We start from the raw sequence: 15,935 nt of genomic DNA on the forward strand, positions 1-15,935 counted from the left end.
TGGCCCCACGACAGCCAAGCTACGCTGGCTGATGTGACTTCCCGCGTTCCGGTGCTCCTGTCCAGCTCCTCGGTCTTCCCCGAGCCGACCGCGGCGGCGTTCCAACTGGCCGCGGCGCTCGGCTACGACGGCGTCGAGGTGATGGTCTGGACCGACGTGGTCAGCCAGGACGCGGGCGCGCTGCGCGGCCTGTCGGCGCACTACGGCGTCCCGGTGCTGTCGGTGCACGCGCCCTGCCTGCTGGTCACCCAGCGGGTGTGGAGCCCCGACCCGTGGGAGCGGCTGCGCAGGGCCGCCGAGCTGGCCGAGACGCTGGGAGCGCCGACGGTCGTGGTGCATCCGCCGTTCTCCTGGCAGCGGGACTACGCGCGCAACTTCGCCGAGGGGTTGGCCACGGTCGCGGACCGGTTCAACGGGCTGCGCTTCGCGGTGGAGAACATGTACCCGGTGCGGATGGCCGGCCGGCAGTTCGTCCCGTACGTCCCCGGGTGGGATCCCACCGACACCGGCTACCCGTCGTACACCCTGGATCTGTCGCACTGCGCGGCCTCGCACAGCGACCCCCTCGACATGGCCGACCGGATGGGCGCGGGCCTTGCCCACGTGCACCTCGGCGACGGCACCGGCGAGGGCCGCGACGAGCATCTGGTGCCCGGGCGCGGGACCCAGCCCTGCGGGGAGCTGCTCTCCTCGCTGGCGGCGCGGGGCTTCACCGGCGCGGTGGCCGTCGAGGTGGCGACCCGGGGCGCGAAGAGTCGCGCGGTGCGCGAGGCGGACCTGCGCGCCGCGCTGGAGTTCGCCCGCCAGCACCTGCCCGCCCAGTCACCTGTCGACGTCTGACCCCGGCGGGGCCCGGCGTCAGCTGACCGGGGTCAGCGACTCGGTGGTCGAGGTCGGCTGCGGGGCGACCGGCAGCTGCTCCCCGATGGCGGCCCGCTTGCGGGCCCGGTGTGCCGCCACGTGCGAGCGGGTGGCGCAGCGCTCGGAGCAGAACCGCCGGCAGCAGTTGGACGACGTGTCCAGGTAGACGTTGCCGCACCGCTCGTCGGCGCAGACCCCGAAGCGGGCGCTGCCGTACTCGCAGAGCCAGACCGACAGCCCCCAGACCGCGCCGGCCAGGTATTCGGCGCTGACCGACGCGCCCCGGCTGGTCACGTGCATGTGCCAGTCGCTGGAGTCGTGCCCGGAGATGCGCGGCTGGACCGGGAACGCCTCGAGCAGCGCGTTCAGCTCGGTCACCGCCTGGGCGTCGCGGCCCGAGGTGCCGTACTCGAAGACGTCGCGGAGCCGCTTCTGTGCCCGCCGGAAAATCGCGACGTCGCGGTCGGCGACCTCGTCGCGCATCCAGGCGTTGTCGTCGGGGAAGAGGGCCCGCAGGTCGTCGAGGTCGTCCAGGCGGGCGTTGACCAGGTCAACGCCGGTCCGGGCGTACGCGTCGAAGTTCACGCCCCCAACGGTAGACGACTCACGGGGTGCGCGGCGCGTCGATGTAGTGCGGGAGGAACCGCGCGTAGCCGTCGGTGATCAGACTCGCGCTCTCCCGCACCCCCACCCCGGCCGACTCGCCGTCGACGATCCAGCTGCCCAGCACCACCCGGTTGCCGGCGAACTGCGGCAGCGCCCGGAACTCCTGGTAGCACCAGCCCTCGTCGCCGTAGATTCCCGGGTTGGTGATCTCCTGCTCGGCGGTCACGATGCGTACCGAGCCGCCCTCCCGGCCGAGCAGCGGCTTGGCCACGTACTCGGGCATGCCGCGCGGCGAGTCGAGGTACGCCGGGAGCAGGTACTCGTGGTCGGGGTACAGCTCCCAGAGGATCGCGAGCAGCGCCTTGTTGGACAGCAGCAACTTCCACGCCGGTTCGATCCAGGTGGTCGGGGTGCCCGGGGCCAGCGCGGGCGGCCCGTACGGCTCGGCCAGCATCCACTCCCACGGGTAGAGCTTGAAGCAGGTGGTCACCGGTCGGTCGGCGGCGTCGACGAAGCGCCGGCCGTCCCAGCCGATCTCCTGGATGGGTTGCAGCTCGACGTCGAGGCCGGCCTGTCGGGCGGTCTCGGCGAGGTAGCCGGCGGTCATGTGGTCCTCGCCCGACTCCTCCTCGTTGGACCAGAGCACGTGCACCCGCGGGTCGTGCAGCCCGGCGCCGATCTTGGCCCAGGCGCCGACCAGCCGCTCGTGCAGGCTGTTCCACTGGTCCAGCTCGGGGTGGGTCTGCTCCAGCCAGTACCACTGGATGATGCTCGCCTCGACCAGCGCCGTCGGCGTGTCCGCGTTGTACTCCAGCATCTTCGGCGGCCAGGTGCCGTCGTACGCCAGGTCGAAGCGCCCGTAGAGGGTGGGTGGCGCCTCGCGCAGCGACCGGGCCACCGCGTCGGCCGCCCAGGCGGGGATGCCGAACTCGGCGTACCGGCGCTGCGCCACCACGTGCTCGGCGGCGGCCACCGACATCCGGTGCAGCTCCTCCGTGGCCTCCTCCAGCCGCAGCACCTCATCGAGGTCGAAGGCGTACGCGGCGGTCTCGTCCCAGTACGACATGATCCCGCCGTCGGGCAGCTCGGTGTCGACGTACACCAGCCCCTGCGCGCGGATGGTGGCGTCCCAGTCGGGTCGGGGCGGCACGGACTCGCGGCGCACGTCAGCCGCCGCAGGAGGCGAGGTGGGTGCCGAACCCGCCGCGCTCGGGCAGGGCGGCCGTCGTCGGCTCCCCGGCGGCGCGTCCCACGACCGGCGCGGGGACCCGCATCGCCAGCGCGACCGTGTCACCGCCGCCGACCGGCCCGAGGGCGCAGTCGTCATCGTCGTCGTCCGAGGTCATGTTGCAGCCGGAGAGGGCGAGCGCGAGAGCGGTGAGCGCGCCGAGCTGCACGGAGGCCGACCGGAGCCGGCGGCGGGGGCGTTGGTCCACGGCATCGTTGTAGTCGATCGACGCCAGCACCGCAGCCCCGGCCGCCCCTCGGCGGGGGTCCTGGCAGGGGCGATACGCTCGGCTCATGCTCCGTTCCGTCATCCTCGCCGCCTCCCGGTCATCCCAGGTCGAGCGGCTCGTCGCGACCGCCCCGTACACCCGGGACGTCGTTCGCCGGTTCGTCGCCGGCGCCGCCACCGACGACGCGTTGCGCGCGACCCGCGGGCTCGTCGACGACGGTCTGGCCGTCACCCTCGACCATCTGGGCGAGGACACCGTCACCCCCGAGCAGGCCACGGCCACCCGGGACGAGTATCTGAAGCTGCTGAAGATGCTCGCCGCCGCCGGGCTCACCCCGGCCGCCGAGGTGAGCGTGAAGCTCTCCGCGCTCGGCCAGATGTTCGACGAGCAGTTGGCGTACGACAACGTGCGGGCGATCTGCGCGGCCGCCGACGCCGCGGGCACCACTGTCACCCTGGACATGGAGGACCACACCACCACCGACTCGACGTTGGAGGTGCTGGCCAAGCTGCGCAAGGACTTCCCGTCGACAGGCGCGGTGCTCCAGGCGTACCTGCGCCGTACCGAGTCGGACTGCCGGGAGTTGTCCTCCGCCGGGTCGCGGGTGCGTCTGTGCAAGGGCGCGTACCGGGAGCCGGAGTCGGTGGCGTACCAGTCGGCCCGCGAGGTGGACAAGTCCTACGTCCGCTGCATGAACATCCTGATGTCCGGTGACGGTTACCCGATGCTGGCGACCCACGATCCGCGGATGATCGCGATCGGCGAGGACCGGGCCCGCTGGTTCGACCGGGGGCCGGAGCGCTTCGAGTTCCAGATGCTCTACGGCATCCGCCCCGAGGAGCAGGCCCGGCTGGCCGGCGAGGGCTACACGGTGCGCACCTACGTCCCGTACGGCGACGAGTGGTACGGCTACCTGATGCGTCGGCTCGCCGAGCGCCCGGCGAACCTGGTCTTCTTCGGCCGCGCCCTGATCTCGAAGAAGTAGTCACCGCTTGACGCGCTTGGCTAATTGGATTAGCTTAAAGCTATGACAGTTAGCCAGGTGCGGCGGGACGGCGGACACATCGCGTACGAGGTGCACGGCGACGGCCCGCTGGTCGTCCTCGCGCACGGCATGGGCGAGAACAGGGCGAGCTTCCGACACCTGGTGCCGCTGCTCGTGGCCGCCGGTCACCGGGTCGCCTCGGTCGACGTACGCGGGCACGGGGAGTCCAGCGTCGGCTGGCCCACGTACGCCCCGGCGGAGGTCGGCGCCGACCTGCTGGCCGTCGTCCGTGACCTCGACTCCGGGCCGGCCGTGCTGGTCGGCAGCTCGTCCGCCGCCGCGGCGGTGGTCTTCGCCGCGACCGACGCGCCCGAGCTGGTCTCCGGCATCGTGCAGATCGGCGCGTTCGTCGGTCAGCCGAAACTCAACCCGCTGCTGCGGGCGGCGATGGGAGCCGTGCTGCGCAGTCCCCGACTGTTCGGGATGTTCCACAACACGCTCTTCCCCGTGCACCGGCCGGCCGACGACGCGGCGTACCGCCGGTCGATGGTGGCCAACCTGCGCGAGCCCGGCCGGATGGCCGCGACCCGCGGCGTGATCGCGCCGGTCGAGCCGCACTGGACCGCCCGCGCGCCGCAGGTGCGCCAACCGGTGCTGGTGCTGATGGGCACCAAGGACCCGGACTTCCCCGACCCGGGCGCGGAGGCACGCGCGGCCCGCCGGCTCTTCCGCGTCGCCGAGGCCCGGATGATCGAGGAGGCCGGGCACTACCCGCACGCCGACCGGCCGCGGGCCACCGCCGACGAGCTGGTGGGTTTCCTGGCGGTGTGTGCCGGTGCCTAGGGCCGGGCTCAACCAGCAGACCGTGGTGCGGGAGGCCGCCCGGCTGGCCGACGAGGTCGGCTACCAGCAGCTCACCCTCGCCGCGCTCGCCAGCCGGCTCGGAGTCGCGCTGCCCAGCCTCTACAAGCACATCCGCGGGGCGGACGCGCTGAGCCAGAAGCTCGCCGCGCTGGCCACCGCCGAGCTGGCCACAGAGCTGACCACGGCGGCCGCCGGCCGCTCGGGTGGGGACGCGCTGCGGGCGATGGCGGACGCCTACCGCGCCTACGCCCACCGGCACCCCGGGCGCTACCCCGCCACCCAGCGGGTGCCCGACCCGTCCGACCCGGAACACGTCGAGGCGGGCGGACGCGCGGTCGGCGCCATATTCGCGGTGCTGCGCGGCTACGGGCTCACCGGCGACGACGCGGTGGACGCGACCCGGGCGCTGCGCAGCGCCCTGCACGGTTTCGTCGCCCTGGAGGCCGCCGGTGGCTTCGGCCTGCCGCGCGAGGTCGACCGCTCGTACCACCAGTTGGTCGCCGGCCTGGACGTGGCATTCCGCTCCTGGCCGGCTCGCGGAGCCTGAACCGGTCCGATCGGCCCGGGTCGGCCTCGCCCGATCCGGTCTTTGGTCGTACCCTTCGGCGGGTGACTGACGGGGTGCAGCAGCCAGCACCGCGGCGGCTCTGGCCGCTGTGGACCGTGCTCGTCGTGGTGGTCCTGCTGCTGGGCTGCGGCCTTCCGGCGGCGTTGGTCGTCGGTGCGGTACGCGAGGCCGGCGGCCGGGCCACGGTCAGCCGGGCCGGCGCCACCGCGACCGACGACCCGGCCACCGCCGTCGCCCGCGCCCTGTCCGACCGGATGACCGCGCAGCTCCAGCGGCAGTCCACGGCGCTGCTCGGCGGCGACCGGCCCGCCTTCCTCGCCGTCGCCGACCCCGCCGCGCATCCCGACCTGCGCCATCGCTTCGCCGCACTGCGCGCCCTGAAGGTGACCGTGTGGCGGGCCGAGCCGAGCGGCCTGCCCGTACCGGTCGTCGGCAGGGCGGGCGAGTGGCGGCTGTTGGTGCGCTTCCAGTACTGCTTCGTGGCGCCCGGCTGCCGACCGAGCCCGGTGCTGATCGGCACCCGCTGGCGGGAGAACGGCGACCAGCCCCGACTGGTCGCCCTGGAGGAGTCCAAGTCCGCCGAGACCGGCACCCGACCGTGGGAGATCAGCGAGCTGGCCGTGGCGGTCGGCGCGCGGACCATCGTCGCCACCACGCCGGCGCTGCGCGGCAAGCTGCCCGGCCTGCTGACCCAGGCGGAGGCGGCCGCCGCCGTCGCCGACACGTACGCGGTGACCGGCTCGCCTCCCGACCGCTACCGGATCTTCTACGCCGGTCGGACGGAGTGGCAGCGCTGGTACGGCGGCGGACGCCCACAGTGGACCGGCGGCTACGCGGTGACCGTGGGCGGCGGCCACCACGAGGTGGTGCTCAACGCCGACGGGCTGTCCAGCAGCGGAACCGACGACCTGCTCCGGCACGAGCTGACCCACGCCGCCTCGCTGCCGGAGCGCGGTTACCCGGGCAAGACGACCTGGTGGCTCGTCGAGGGGCTGGCCGAGTTCGCCGGCTCGGGCGGTCAGCCGGTCGACCGGTACGAGGGACTCGCGGAGGTGCGCAAGCTGGTCCGGGGCGGTTGGGACGGCCGACTGGAGGGCGTCACGCCCGCCGACGACGCGCCCGCCGAGCGGGTCGGCGGCAGCTACGGCGTCGGCTACCTCGCCGTCCGCCACCTCGTCGACCGGTTCGGGCCGGAGCGGCTGCTCGCCTTCTTCAAGGCCGTGGTGCACGAGCGCAAGACCCCCGACGCCGCCGCCGAGCAGGCGTTCGGCGAGCAGTGGTCGACGTTGCACGACGAGTGCGTGGCGTACGTCCGCGCGACCGCCGCCTGACCATCGCACCCGCGTCGCCGGTACCGATTCGCTGATCCGCGAGTGTGCTCGGGACCTACCGAAGGGATGTGGCGCATGCCCAACGCTGACGTTCTCCTTCACGAACTCCTGGACGAGGGGTTGGCTGACTGGGTCCCCCTGACCCGCATCACGGGCTCCGCCCGGGAGGCGGTGGCTGCTGACGGAGGCGACCATCGGGAGGTCGCGACCGCCCTCATCGCACGACTGATCGAGGAAGGGCTCATGGTCCCCGGCGACCTCGGCCACAGTGGGTTCCAGGCATGGCCAGGGGCGCGGCATGAGCTTGTGCGCAGGGTCGTCGCCCAGTGTCAGCAGCTGGACTGGGATCCGCTCGGCGATGGCTGCTGGTGGGCCAACACCGACAAGGGGGACAGGCTGGCGCGAGCCTGACGAGCCCTACCGCCGCGTCGCCTTCGCCGGCCCGGATACAACGAGATCTTGGACAGTTTCCGTCCTGCTCGAACGGTAACTGTCCAAGATCTCGGCGAGCGGGCGAAGCCGTGGCTGGTGCGGCGGCTTCGGGTGAGACGCGGTCGGCGCGACGGTGCGCCGTACGATCGATGGGTGCGCCGCCCCCAGTTGCCGCGGCCCGCAAGCGCCACGCGGCCCCGCCTGCTCATCGCCCTGACCGCCGTCGCCGTCCTCACCGCCACCACCGCCGCCTCCTGCGGCGACGACCAGCCGCCGGTCGCGCTCGCCTCGGCCGCCCGCAACCCGGTGAGCGAGGTGATCGATGCTCCGGCGACGGTGACCGCCCGGGCCGCCGCCACCCTGACCGCGCCCGCCGACGGCACCCTGGCCAGCCTGCGCGTCCAACCTGGACAGCGGGTGAAGCGTGGCCAGGTGCTCGCGGTGGTCGCATCCCCGTCGGCTCAGGCCCGGCTGCGCCAGGCGAAGGAGGCGCTCGACGCGGCCAAGCGCGCCGGCCGGGGTGTCTCCACCGGCAACCTGAGCAGCAGCCGGCGGGGCACCGACAAGGCCGCCGACGAGGCGTTCGACGCCGCCCGCGAGGCCGCCGAGAAGATCGCCGACCCGCAACTGCGCGACGCGCTGCTGACCCAGGTGACGTCCGCGCAGCGGCAGTACGCCGCCGCCGCGCGCAGCGCCGATCAGGCCGTCCGCGCGGTGCAGCGGGGGATCAGCGGGCTGAACTCCGCCGTCGGCTCGCTCTCCGCGGCGCAGCGGCTCCAGGCCCAGCAGGCGTACGACCTGGCGAAGGCGACAGTCGACGCCCTGACCCTGCGCGCCCCGGTCGCCGGGGTGGTGCAGCCCGGCGGCACCCGGGCCGGCAGCGGCGCCAACGCCGGCCTGGCCGGGCTGCTGGAGCAGGCCGGTGGGCCCGGACTCGACCCCTCCGCGCTGGCCCCCGCCCAGGGCGGGCCGCCGGCCGGGGTCGACGACGCCGTCGCGGTCGGCGGTCAGGTCACCGCCGGCACGCCGGTGCTGACCGTCGTGGACACCGGGCAGCTGGGGCTGCTCGCCGACGTGGACGAGACCGACGTGCTGCTGGTCAAGCCCGGCGTGACCGCCGCCGTCGAGCTGGACGCCGTCACCGGTGCCAGCTACGACGCCACGGTCCGCTCGGTCGACGTGCTCCCCACCAGCTCCGCGCAGGGCGGCGTCACCTATCGGGTACGCCTCACGTTGGGTCCCGGGAAGCTGGCCGAGGACGCCCCGGCCCCGACGCCCCGCCCCGGCATGAACGCGATCGTGCACCTGCGCGTACGCGAGGCCGCCGACGCGGTGACCGTCCCCGCCTCGGCGGTGTTCTCCGCCGACGGTCGGGACGCGGTCTGGGTGGTCCGCGACGGCAAGGCCGACCGGGCGCCGGTGACCGTGGGCGTCCAGGGGTCCGACCTGGTGCAGATCCTCAACGGCGTGCAGCCCGGCGACCGGATCGTGGTACGCGGCACCGACCAGGTGCGCGACGGCCAGGAGGTCCGGTGACCGACACCCCGCCGGCCATCGAGGCGGTGGACGTGTCGCGCACGTACCAGCTGGACGGGGTGTCGGTGGAGGCACTGCGCGGGGTGTCGCTGACCGTGCAGCCCGGTGACTACGTGGCGCTGGTGGGGCCGTCCGGCTCCGGCAAGTCCACGCTCATGCACCTGTTGGGCGGGCTCGACCGACCCACCGGTGGACGGTTGGTGATCGGCGGGCGGGACGTCAACGCCCTCTCCCCGCCGGAGATGGCCGCCCTGCGCAACGAGACGATCGGGTTCGTCTTCCAGGCGTTCCACCTGCTGCCGCGTACGTCGGCGGTGGAGAACGTGGCGTTGCCCCTGGTCTATCGGGGTGTGTCGGCCCGGCAGCGCCGGGAGCGGGCGGCGGCCATGCTGGGCCGGGTGGGTCTCGGGCACCGGCTGGACCATCGGCCCAACCAGATGTCCGGTGGTGAGCAGCAGCGCGTCGCCATCGCCCGTGCCCTGGTCACCGAGCCGACGGTGCTGCTGGCCGACGAGCCGACGGGCAACCTGGACAGTGTGACCGGCGCGGCGGTCCTGGAGCTGCTGGAGCGGTTGAACGCGGAGTCCGGGGTGGCGTTGGTGATGGTCACCCACGACCAGGAGGTGGCGGCTCGGGCCGCCCGCCGGATCACCATGCGCGACGGAGTGGTGGTGGCGGACAGCGCCACCGCGCCTCATGATCGACCGCTGTCCGTCGATCACGGTCGACCTGAGACACTGGTCCCCGCTCCCAGCGCGGAGCCCCGGTCCGTGTCCGGAAGCGGCCCGGGGCACCCGTCCGGTGGCTCTGGTGGCGCCGCCGGAGCCACCGGGCGCCTTCCGCACGATCCCGAGGGCGGTGCGGCGTGAGGGTCGCCGAGGCGTGGCGGGTCGCGCTGGACGCGCTTCGGGCCAACCGGCTGCGCAGCTCGCTCACCATGCTCGGCGTGATCATCGGGGTGGCCTCGGTGGTGCTGCTGGTCGCCATCGGCACCGGCACCAAGCAGAAGGTGGAGCAGCAGGTCGAAGGGCTCGGCTCCAACCTGCTGCTGGTCGTTCCCGGCAAGATCGAGGTGGGCACCGCGCCGGTCGTGTCGCCGTTGACGCTCAAGGACGTGGACGCGGTTTCTCGGGTCGTCGGTGATCCCGATCGGGTCGCGGTCACCGTCGCCTCCGGAGCGACCGCGCGGGCCGGCGCCCGCTCCGACTTCACCACCGTCCAGGGCGTGCTGGAGACCACCCCGACGGTGTTCACCCGGTCGCTGGCCCGGGGCCGCTACCTCACCGGCACGGACGTGGACACCAGCCGGCGGGTAGCTGTCCTCGGTGACTCGGTGGCCCGCGCGTTGTTTCCCGACCGAGATCCCCTGGGTCAGCAGGTGACCCTCGCCGGGGTGCGGTTCCGGGTCATCGGCGTCTTCGCGCCCCTTGGGCAGAGCCTCGGCGTCGACCGGGACGACGAGGTGCACGTGCCGGTCACCGCGGCGCAGCGCCTCTGGGGCACCCAGCGGGTCGACGGCATTGCGGTGAAGGCGCCCGATCGGGAGCGCATCGACGAGCTGGGTGAGCGCATCGTCGCCGAGCTGAACCGCCGCCACCCGGACACCGAGTTCAGCGCGGTCACGCAGCAGCAGATCCTCGGTGTGCTCGGCGACATCCTCGGTGTCCTCACCGGCGTGCTCGCCGCCATCGCCGGCATCTCGCTGCTCGTCGGCGGCGTCGGGGTCTCCAACATCATGCTGGTCAGCGTCCGGGAACGGACCCGGGAGATCGGGCTGCGCAAGGCCGTCGGCGCCCGGCCCCGGGACATCGGCGTGCAGTTCCTGCTGGAGGCGGTGCTGCTCACCACGATCGGCGGGTTGACCGGGATGGCGCTGGGCGTGGGCACCGCCCTGCTGGTGGACGCGTTGTCACCCATTCCGGCGGCGATCACCTGGTGGTCGTTGGCGCTGGCCTTCGGGGTGTCGGCGGCGGTGGGGATCGTCTTCGGGGTGGTACCCGCGCAGCGCGCCGGCCGCCTCGACCCGGTGGTGGCGCTGCGCGCCGAGTGAGCAACCGGACGGCGGACGCAGCCGGGGAGATAACGGCAGGCTGGAATGGGTGAACCGACGATCCAGGCATGATCAGTTGTACGAAGGGATCGCGCCGGTCACAGCCGCCCCGCTACCGTACTGGTAACACGCGCGTCGCCGCCCGGCCCGGAGCATCCGTCGGGTTGGCACGCGCCGGGCATGGGATGGGTCGGTGAGCCATGGCCGGGTCGCAGTCCGATGGACGGCTGTCGGAGGTCAAGTTCCTGACCGTCGCGGAGGTGGCGACGGTCATGCGGGTGTCAAAGATGACGGTCTATCGCCTCGTGCACAGCGGTGAGCTCACCGCTGTGCGGGTGGGGCGGTCGTTCCGGGTGCCCGAGCACGCGGTGCACGAATACCTGCGGGGCGCGTTTCAGGAAACCGCCTGAGCCACCGGTCCGCCGATCGAGTGCCACGTAGGCGGCATGGACGGGGGCGCGTTGGTCCTGCTGACGCTCTCCGGCTACCCTGGAGCCCGGCCGAGACCCCACCGGTGCGCCCTGCCGCCCAGACCGGTCCGGTCCGTTGTCCGCATGCGGTCGCCGTCGCCACCTGCGTGGTGTCATCCGGTCCGCCCCGCACGTTGTATCGAAAGGCTGTCGTATGGGCTCGGTGGTCAAGAAGCGCCGTAAGCGCATGGCTAAGAAGAAGCACCGCAAGCTGCTGCGCAAGACCCGCGTCCAGCGTCGCCGTCTCGGCAAGTGATCGTCGCCGGGCGCTACGCCCGGCATAAGGCCTCACTTGCCAAACTGTCGACCCCCGGAGGCTCAGGTGATCAGGCCGTGGTCGTCCCGGCTCGATCCCTCCTGTCGGCGTAGGTGCGTCAGATGACCCCCGGAAGCACTTCAGGTGCTCCGGGGGTCGTCGTCGTCACCGGGGTCGGTCGGTACCTGGGCGCGCACGTGGCGGCCCGGCTGGCCGCCGACCCCCGCATCGAGCGGGTCATCGGCGTGGATGCGCCGGAGCCGGGCGCCGAGTTCACCGATCTACTGGACCGGGTCGAGCGGATTCGCGTCGACCCGGGGTCGCTCGTCGGGCTCCTCGCCGACCTGGAGGTCGACGCGGTGGTGCACCTCGCGTTGGTCAGCGCCCCCGACCAGCAGCACGGCGGCCGGTCGGCCATGAAGGACCAGAACGTCATCGGCACCATGCAACTGCTCGCCGCCTGCCAACGAGCGCCCCGTCTGCGCAAGCTCGTGGTCCGGTCGTCGACCGCCGCGTACGGGGTGTCGTTCCGCGATCCGGCGGTGTTCACCGAGGAGACCGAGCCACGCGAGGTGCCGCGCGGCGGTTTCGGCCGCGACATCCTCGACGTCGAGGGGTACGTTCGCGGCTTTCGCCGCCGCCGGGCCGACGTGACCGCGACGGTGCTGCGTTTCGCTCCGTTCATCGGTTCGACCGCCGACACGACGTTGACGCGCTACTTCGCGCAGCCGTTCGTGCCGACCGTCTTCGGCCGCGATCCCCGGTTGCAGTTCCTGCACTTCGACGACGCGTTGGAAGTGCTGCACCGGTCGATCGTGGAGGATCACCCCGGCACCTACAACGTCGCCGGTCCGGGAGTGCTGTCGCTGTCCCAGGCGATCCGGCGGGCCGGTCGGGTGGCCGTGCCGGTGCTGGAGCCGGGTCTCTCAGGTGCCGCGGCGCTGGCCCGCACCATGGGGTTCGGCCGCTACGGCCTGGACCAGGTCGATCTTTTCGTGCACGGGCGGGTCGTCGACACCACGCGCCTTGAGCAGGAGTACGGCTTCACACCCCGCTCCACCGCCGCCGCGTTCGACGACTTCATCCGCGCCCACCACGGCGGGGTGGTGCTCAGCCGAGGACAGTTGGCCGCCGCCGAGCAGTTGGTCCTGGACGGCATCCGGCAGGTCCGTGCCGCGGTGCGGGAGCGGTCGTCATGAGCGCGCGGCGTGCGCCGGTTGGGCGAGCCCCGCGGTCGCGAACCGAGGTGCCGTCGTGACCGGGCCGACGCAGGGGCGCGAGCCGGCGGGCATGGGGCCGTTCGACGTACCGCCGGGGCCACCCGTGCCGGACGCGGAGCCGGCGCGGCGCAACGGCCACCGGCCGGCGAGCCGGCTCGCGCCGGCCGGGACGCCGGGCGGCGAGGTCGACACCGCGACCGACGAGCCGGCGATGACGGGCGGCGACCCGGCCGCCGACGAGGTCGACACGGCGACCGACGGGCCGGCGAGCGGGGGCGTCGCGCCCACCGCAGGCGGGGCGGGCGGCACCGGTCCGGCGGTGCCGGATCGGCCCGGCGACCAGTGGGACCGCCGGGTCGCGAACGGGCTGGCGTTCCTGCGCCGGCGGCTGGCCGGTGACTACGAGGTCGACGAGTTCGGGTTCGACCCGGACCTGACCGACGCGGTCTTCCACCCGCTGCTGCGGCTGCTCTATCGGGACTGGTTCCGGACCGAGGTCAGCGGGATCGAGCACGTCCCCGTCGACGGGCCCGCGCTGGTGGTCGGCAACCACTCGGGCACGGTGGCCCTGGACGCGCTGATCCTCTCGGCGGCGTTGCACGACAAGCACCCCGCTCACCGCTACCTGCGCCTGCTCGGCGCCGACCTGGTCTTCCGGATGCCGGTGGTGTCGGAGATCGCCCGCAAGACCGGCGGCACGGTGGCCTGCAACCCGGACGCCGAGCGGCTGCTCGGCGGTGGTGACCTGGTCGGTGTGTTCCCGGAGGGGTTCAAGGGCGTCGGCAAGCTCTACGCCGATCGGTACAAGCTGCAACGGTTCGGTCGGGGCGGCTTCGTCTCGGCGGCGCTGCGCACCGGCACGCCGATCGTTCCGGTCGCCATCGTCGGCGGCGAGGAGATCTACCCGATGCTCGCCGACATCAAGCCCCTGGCTCGGCTGCTCAAGCTTCCGTATTTCCCGGTCACGCCGACCTTCCCCTGGCTCGGGCCGCTGGGCATGGTGCCGTTGCCCAGCAAATGGCTGATCGAGTTCTGCCCGCCGATCCCCACCGCGCACCTGACCGACTCGGCGGACGACCCGCTGGTGGTCTTCAACCTCGCCGACCAGGTGCGGGAGACCATCCAGCAGACCCTGCACTCGCTGCTGGAACGGCGACCCGACCCCTTCGGCCCCTGAGTCAGCCGGCGCGGCGGCGGCGCTGCAACGCCAGGCCGGCGGTGACCGCGCCGGCGACCAGACCGGCTGCCGCCGTCGACGGTACGGCGATCTTGGCGGCCCGACGGCCGGTGCGGAAGTCCCGCACCTCCCAGCCGTGCTGCCGGGCCTGCCGCAGCAGGGTGCCGTCCGGGTTGACTGCCACCGCCCGGCCCACCGAGCAGAGCAGCGGCAGGTCGTTGGCCGAGTCGCTGTAGGCCGCGCAGCGGCTCAGGTCCAGCCCTTCCACGGCGGCGAGCTGGGTGACCGCCTCGGCCTTGGCCGGCCCGTGCATGAGGTCGCCCACCAACCGTCCGGTGTACGCCCCGGCCCGCACCTCGGCCACCGTGCCGATCGCGCCGGTCAGGCCAAGCCGGGTGGCGATCACGCGGCCGATCTCCACCGGGGCGGCGCTGACCAGCCACACGCGCTGACCGGCGTCCAGGTGGCGTTGGGCGAGCTGCCGGGTGCCGGCCCAGATCCGGGGTGCCATCAGCTCGTCGAAGATCTCCTCCGAGAGGCGTTCGACGTCGTCCACCCGCCATCCCTCGACGAAGGCGAGCGCGGCGTCCTTCGCCTGGGACATGTCCCCGGCGTGCTCGCGGGCGAGCAGCCGGAACCGGAGCTGCTGCCAGGCAAAGCGGGCCAGGTCGGCGGTCGTGAAGTAGTTCCGGGCGGCGAGCCCGCGGGCGAACCAGTAGATCGACGCGCCCTGCATCATCGTGTTGTCGACGTCGAAGAACGCCGCGGCGGCCGGGTCCGGTGCGGGTGGGGTCACCGGCGCCAGCGCGGTCTCCGCCCATCCGGCGGTGTGACCGTGGGCGTCGGTGCTGACCGTCACCTTACGGCTGCGTGCCACGCGACTCCCCTCCTGACCAGGTACGACGAATGCCTCCAGCGAGGGTAGCCGGAGCGCACGGTCGACCGGCCGGACCACAGGGAACTGTGGCCCGGCCGGTCAGACGTGCGGTATGGCGGTGCCGGGGCTGGCGGGTCAGCGCTCGCCGGGACAGGTGGTCGGGGTGGGCCCGAGCGCGTCGCTGCCGGTCGGCGCCGGCAGGCCGCAGGCGATCGCCGCGCGCACCGAGTCCGAGCGCTCACGGATGCTGTCCAGCAGGGCCAGCGACCTCCGGGTCCGTTCGCGGTCGGCCCGGCTGGCGCCGTCGAGCAGGTTGGTCACCGCCCGGCGCTGGCTGGCAACGAACGTGTTGACGGTGTCCAGGCTGGCCGGCTCGGCCCGCTGTACGGCGGCGGCGGTGAGCAGGCGAATACCCTGCCGGGTGTCGGCGTCCATGTCGTCGAGGACGGCGCTGTAGCCGATGCGGTCGCCGCGCAGTTCGGCGGCTTCGCCGAGCCTGGTCCGGGCGAAGTCCAGGAACAGTTGGCCGCGGCTGACGTCCGAGCTGGCCAGGGCGAGCTGGGCCCGCTCGGTGGAGCGCTTCATGCCGTACAGCGCGTCGCCGGGAACGGCGTTCTCGCTGGCGGCGGAGATCCCGGAGACGGCGATGGCGCCGGCGGCGATGCCGACAAGGATCGCGCCCCGGGCGCGGGCGCGTCGGGCGGTGACCGCGGGTAGCAGAGAGCCGCGGCTCGTGGCCGCGGCCCGCGGGGCAGCCGGCTCGGCCGTCGCCGGTGGGGTGCCCATCCCCTCGCGCTCGGCGGTGGCGAGCAGCATCGCTCGCAGGCCGGTGCGGAACTCGGGGTTCACCTCGGCCGTGGGGGGATCGACGCTGAGCCGCTGACCCACCGCGACGAGCGGGGCCAGTTGGCCGTCCACCCGGGACCGCACGTGGTGCCGCCGGCCGCCGTTGGCCTCGTCGAGAAGCTGCGCGAAGCGCTCGGCGCGCCGGCGGGAGAAGAGGATGTCGTCCACCGCAGGCACCTCCTCTCGCTGGTCACGGCCGGTCGGCCGCCATCGTTGCCAGCGACCGGGCGGCGGTGTGACACCACGGAGGTGAGGTGCCGTCCGGCGTGCCGGTCGGACCTCGGTGCCCCGGGCCTGCCGGGACAACCACCGGTCGCACCCGGAGAAACGCGGCGGACCGGGCACGGGTTACGGGCCTGGCGGGGCGGAAATCACAGAAAGTGATCGCCGTCACCGGGT

At 73.3% G+C, this 15,935-nt stretch carries 18 protein-coding genes; 13 read left to right on the forward strand and 5 right to left on the reverse strand.

Annotation, left to right across the window (positions count from 1 at the left end):
• Positions 1 to 33 precede the first annotated feature (33 nt).
• Entirely contained in the window at positions 34 to 840 is an 807-nt protein-coding gene (locus ACGGAQ_RS18625; protein ID WP_393050757.1) for a sugar phosphate isomerase/epimerase family protein, read from the forward strand.
• An 18-nt stretch (positions 841 to 858) separates the two neighbouring features.
• Here the strand turns inward: ACGGAQ_RS18625 and ACGGAQ_RS18630 are convergent, their stop codons facing one another.
• From ACGGAQ_RS18630 to ACGGAQ_RS18640, 3 genes are read right to left on the reverse strand one after another with little or no spacing between them, the layout of a single operon-like run.
• Positions 859 to 1,446 carry a CGNR zinc finger domain-containing protein gene (locus tag ACGGAQ_RS18630; protein WP_234582354.1) on the reverse strand — a complete coding sequence of 196 codons (588 nt, stop codon included), beginning with the start codon at positions 1,444 to 1,446 and terminating at the stop codon, positions 859 to 861.
• A 19-nt stretch (positions 1,447 to 1,465) separates the two neighbouring features.
• Positions 1,466 to 2,632, reverse strand: coding sequence for a glutathionylspermidine synthase family protein (locus tag ACGGAQ_RS18635; RefSeq protein WP_393050760.1), 1,167 nt, complete (start codon positions 2,630 to 2,632; stop codon positions 1,466 to 1,468).
• 1 nt (position 2,633) lies between these two features.
• On the reverse strand, positions 2,634 to 2,990 hold the full coding sequence (locus tag ACGGAQ_RS18640; protein ID WP_393050763.1) for a hypothetical protein: 357 nt from the start codon (positions 2,988 to 2,990) through the stop codon (positions 2,634 to 2,636).
• On the opposite strand from ACGGAQ_RS18640, the gene ACGGAQ_RS18645 reads away from it, so the two are divergent.
• From ACGGAQ_RS18645 to ACGGAQ_RS18700, 12 genes are all read left to right on the forward strand, one after another.
• A complete protein-coding gene (locus ACGGAQ_RS18645) occupies positions 2,989 to 3,909 on the forward strand; it encodes a proline dehydrogenase family protein (protein ID WP_393050765.1) in 921 nt (306 codons plus the stop codon). The genes ACGGAQ_RS18640 and ACGGAQ_RS18645 overlap by 2 nt on opposite strands.
• A gap of 42 nt (positions 3,910 to 3,951) precedes the next feature.
• A complete protein-coding gene (locus tag ACGGAQ_RS18650) occupies positions 3,952 to 4,752 on the forward strand; it encodes an alpha/beta fold hydrolase (RefSeq protein ID WP_393050768.1) in 801 nt (266 codons plus the stop codon).
• A complete protein-coding gene (locus ACGGAQ_RS18655) occupies positions 4,745 to 5,320 on the forward strand; it encodes a TetR/AcrR family transcriptional regulator (RefSeq protein WP_393050771.1) in 576 nt (191 codons plus the stop codon). Before ACGGAQ_RS18650 ends, ACGGAQ_RS18655 begins: the two co-directional genes overlap by 8 nt.
• A 62-nt stretch (positions 5,321 to 5,382) precedes the next feature.
• Complete coding sequence (locus ACGGAQ_RS18660; RefSeq protein ID WP_393050774.1) at positions 5,383 to 6,672, forward strand: hypothetical protein; 1,290 nt, start codon at positions 5,383 to 5,385, stop codon at positions 6,670 to 6,672.
• 75 nt (positions 6,673 to 6,747) lie between these two features.
• Positions 6,748 to 7,083, forward strand: a complete 336-nt coding sequence (locus ACGGAQ_RS18665; RefSeq protein ID WP_393050777.1) for a hypothetical protein — start codon at positions 6,748 to 6,750, stop codon at positions 7,081 to 7,083.
• A 174-nt stretch (positions 7,084 to 7,257) separates the two neighbouring features.
• Positions 7,258 to 8,640, forward strand: coding sequence for an efflux RND transporter periplasmic adaptor subunit (locus tag ACGGAQ_RS18670; protein WP_393050780.1), 1,383 nt, complete (start codon positions 7,258 to 7,260; stop codon positions 8,638 to 8,640).
• Complete coding sequence (locus ACGGAQ_RS18675; protein ID WP_393050783.1) at positions 8,637 to 9,509, forward strand: ABC transporter ATP-binding protein; 873 nt, start codon at positions 8,637 to 8,639, stop codon at positions 9,507 to 9,509. Before ACGGAQ_RS18670 ends, ACGGAQ_RS18675 begins: the two co-directional genes overlap by 4 nt.
• A complete protein-coding gene (locus tag ACGGAQ_RS18680; protein ID WP_354854513.1) occupies positions 9,506 to 10,690 on the forward strand; it encodes an ABC transporter permease in 1,185 nt (394 codons plus the stop codon). The genes ACGGAQ_RS18675 and ACGGAQ_RS18680 overlap by 4 nt, the downstream gene beginning before the upstream one ends.
• A 200-nt stretch (positions 10,691 to 10,890) precedes the next feature.
• Positions 10,891 to 11,100 (forward strand): helix-turn-helix domain-containing protein, encoded by a 210-nt coding sequence (locus ACGGAQ_RS18685; protein WP_007465625.1) that lies wholly within the window; start codon positions 10,891 to 10,893, stop codon positions 11,098 to 11,100.
• A gap of 214 nt (positions 11,101 to 11,314) precedes the next feature.
• The gene (locus ACGGAQ_RS18690) at positions 11,315 to 11,416 is read left to right on the forward strand and encodes a 30S ribosomal protein bS22 (RefSeq protein ID WP_007465623.1); all 102 of its coding nucleotides are present in this window, start codon (positions 11,315 to 11,317) and stop codon (positions 11,414 to 11,416) included.
• A gap of 122 nt (positions 11,417 to 11,538) precedes the next feature.
• Positions 11,539 to 12,615 (forward strand): NAD-dependent epimerase/dehydratase family protein, encoded by a 1,077-nt coding sequence (locus ACGGAQ_RS18695; RefSeq protein WP_393050786.1) that lies wholly within the window; start codon positions 11,539 to 11,541, stop codon positions 12,613 to 12,615.
• Between the two features lie 340 nt (positions 12,616 to 12,955).
• Positions 12,956 to 13,813 (forward strand): lysophospholipid acyltransferase family protein, encoded by an 858-nt coding sequence (locus tag ACGGAQ_RS18700; protein ID WP_393051122.1) that lies wholly within the window; start codon positions 12,956 to 12,958, stop codon positions 13,811 to 13,813.
• Position 13,814: 1 nt separating this feature from the next.
• Here the strand turns inward: ACGGAQ_RS18700 and ACGGAQ_RS18705 are convergent, their stop codons facing one another.
• Both ACGGAQ_RS18705 and ACGGAQ_RS18710 read right to left on the reverse strand, forming a co-directional pair.
• Positions 13,815 to 14,690 (reverse strand): HAD family hydrolase, encoded by an 876-nt coding sequence (locus tag ACGGAQ_RS18705; protein WP_393050789.1) that lies wholly within the window; start codon positions 14,688 to 14,690, stop codon positions 13,815 to 13,817.
• A gap of 135 nt (positions 14,691 to 14,825) precedes the next feature.
• On the reverse strand, positions 14,826 to 15,713 hold the full coding sequence (locus ACGGAQ_RS18710) for a DUF5667 domain-containing protein (protein ID WP_393050792.1): 888 nt from the start codon (positions 15,711 to 15,713) through the stop codon (positions 14,826 to 14,828).
• Between the last annotated feature and the right edge of the window lie 222 nt (positions 15,714 to 15,935).

This window comes from Micromonospora sp. NPDC047557 (assembly GCF_043205095.1).
Lineage (GTDB): Bacteria > Actinomycetota > Actinomycetes > Mycobacteriales > Micromonosporaceae > Micromonospora.

Excerpts from the sequence above, each read along its gene's own strand:
- ACGGAQ_RS18690 (WP_007465623.1), top strand. The coding sequence starts at position 11,315 with ATGGGCTCGGTGGTCAAGAAGCGCCGTAAGCGCATGGCTAAGAAGAAG.
- ACGGAQ_RS18685 (WP_007465625.1), top strand. The coding sequence starts at position 10,891 with ATGGCCGGGTCGCAGTCCGATGGACGGCTGTCGGAGGTCAAGTTCCTG.
- ACGGAQ_RS18650 (WP_393050768.1), top strand. The coding sequence starts at position 3,952 with ATGACAGTTAGCCAGGTGCGGCGGGACGGCGGACACATCGCGTACGAG.
- ACGGAQ_RS18695 (WP_393050786.1), top strand. The coding sequence starts at position 11,539 with ATGACCCCCGGAAGCACTTCAGGTGCTCCGGGGGTCGTCGTCGTCACC.
- ACGGAQ_RS18665 (WP_393050777.1), top strand. The coding sequence starts at position 6,748 with ATGCCCAACGCTGACGTTCTCCTTCACGAACTCCTGGACGAGGGGTTG.
- ACGGAQ_RS18645 (WP_393050765.1), top strand. The coding sequence starts at position 2,989 with ATGCTCCGTTCCGTCATCCTCGCCGCCTCCCGGTCATCCCAGGTCGAG.
- ACGGAQ_RS18640 (WP_393050763.1), bottom strand. The coding sequence starts at position 2,990 with ATGAGCCGAGCGTATCGCCCCTGCCAGGACCCCCGCCGAGGGGCGGCC.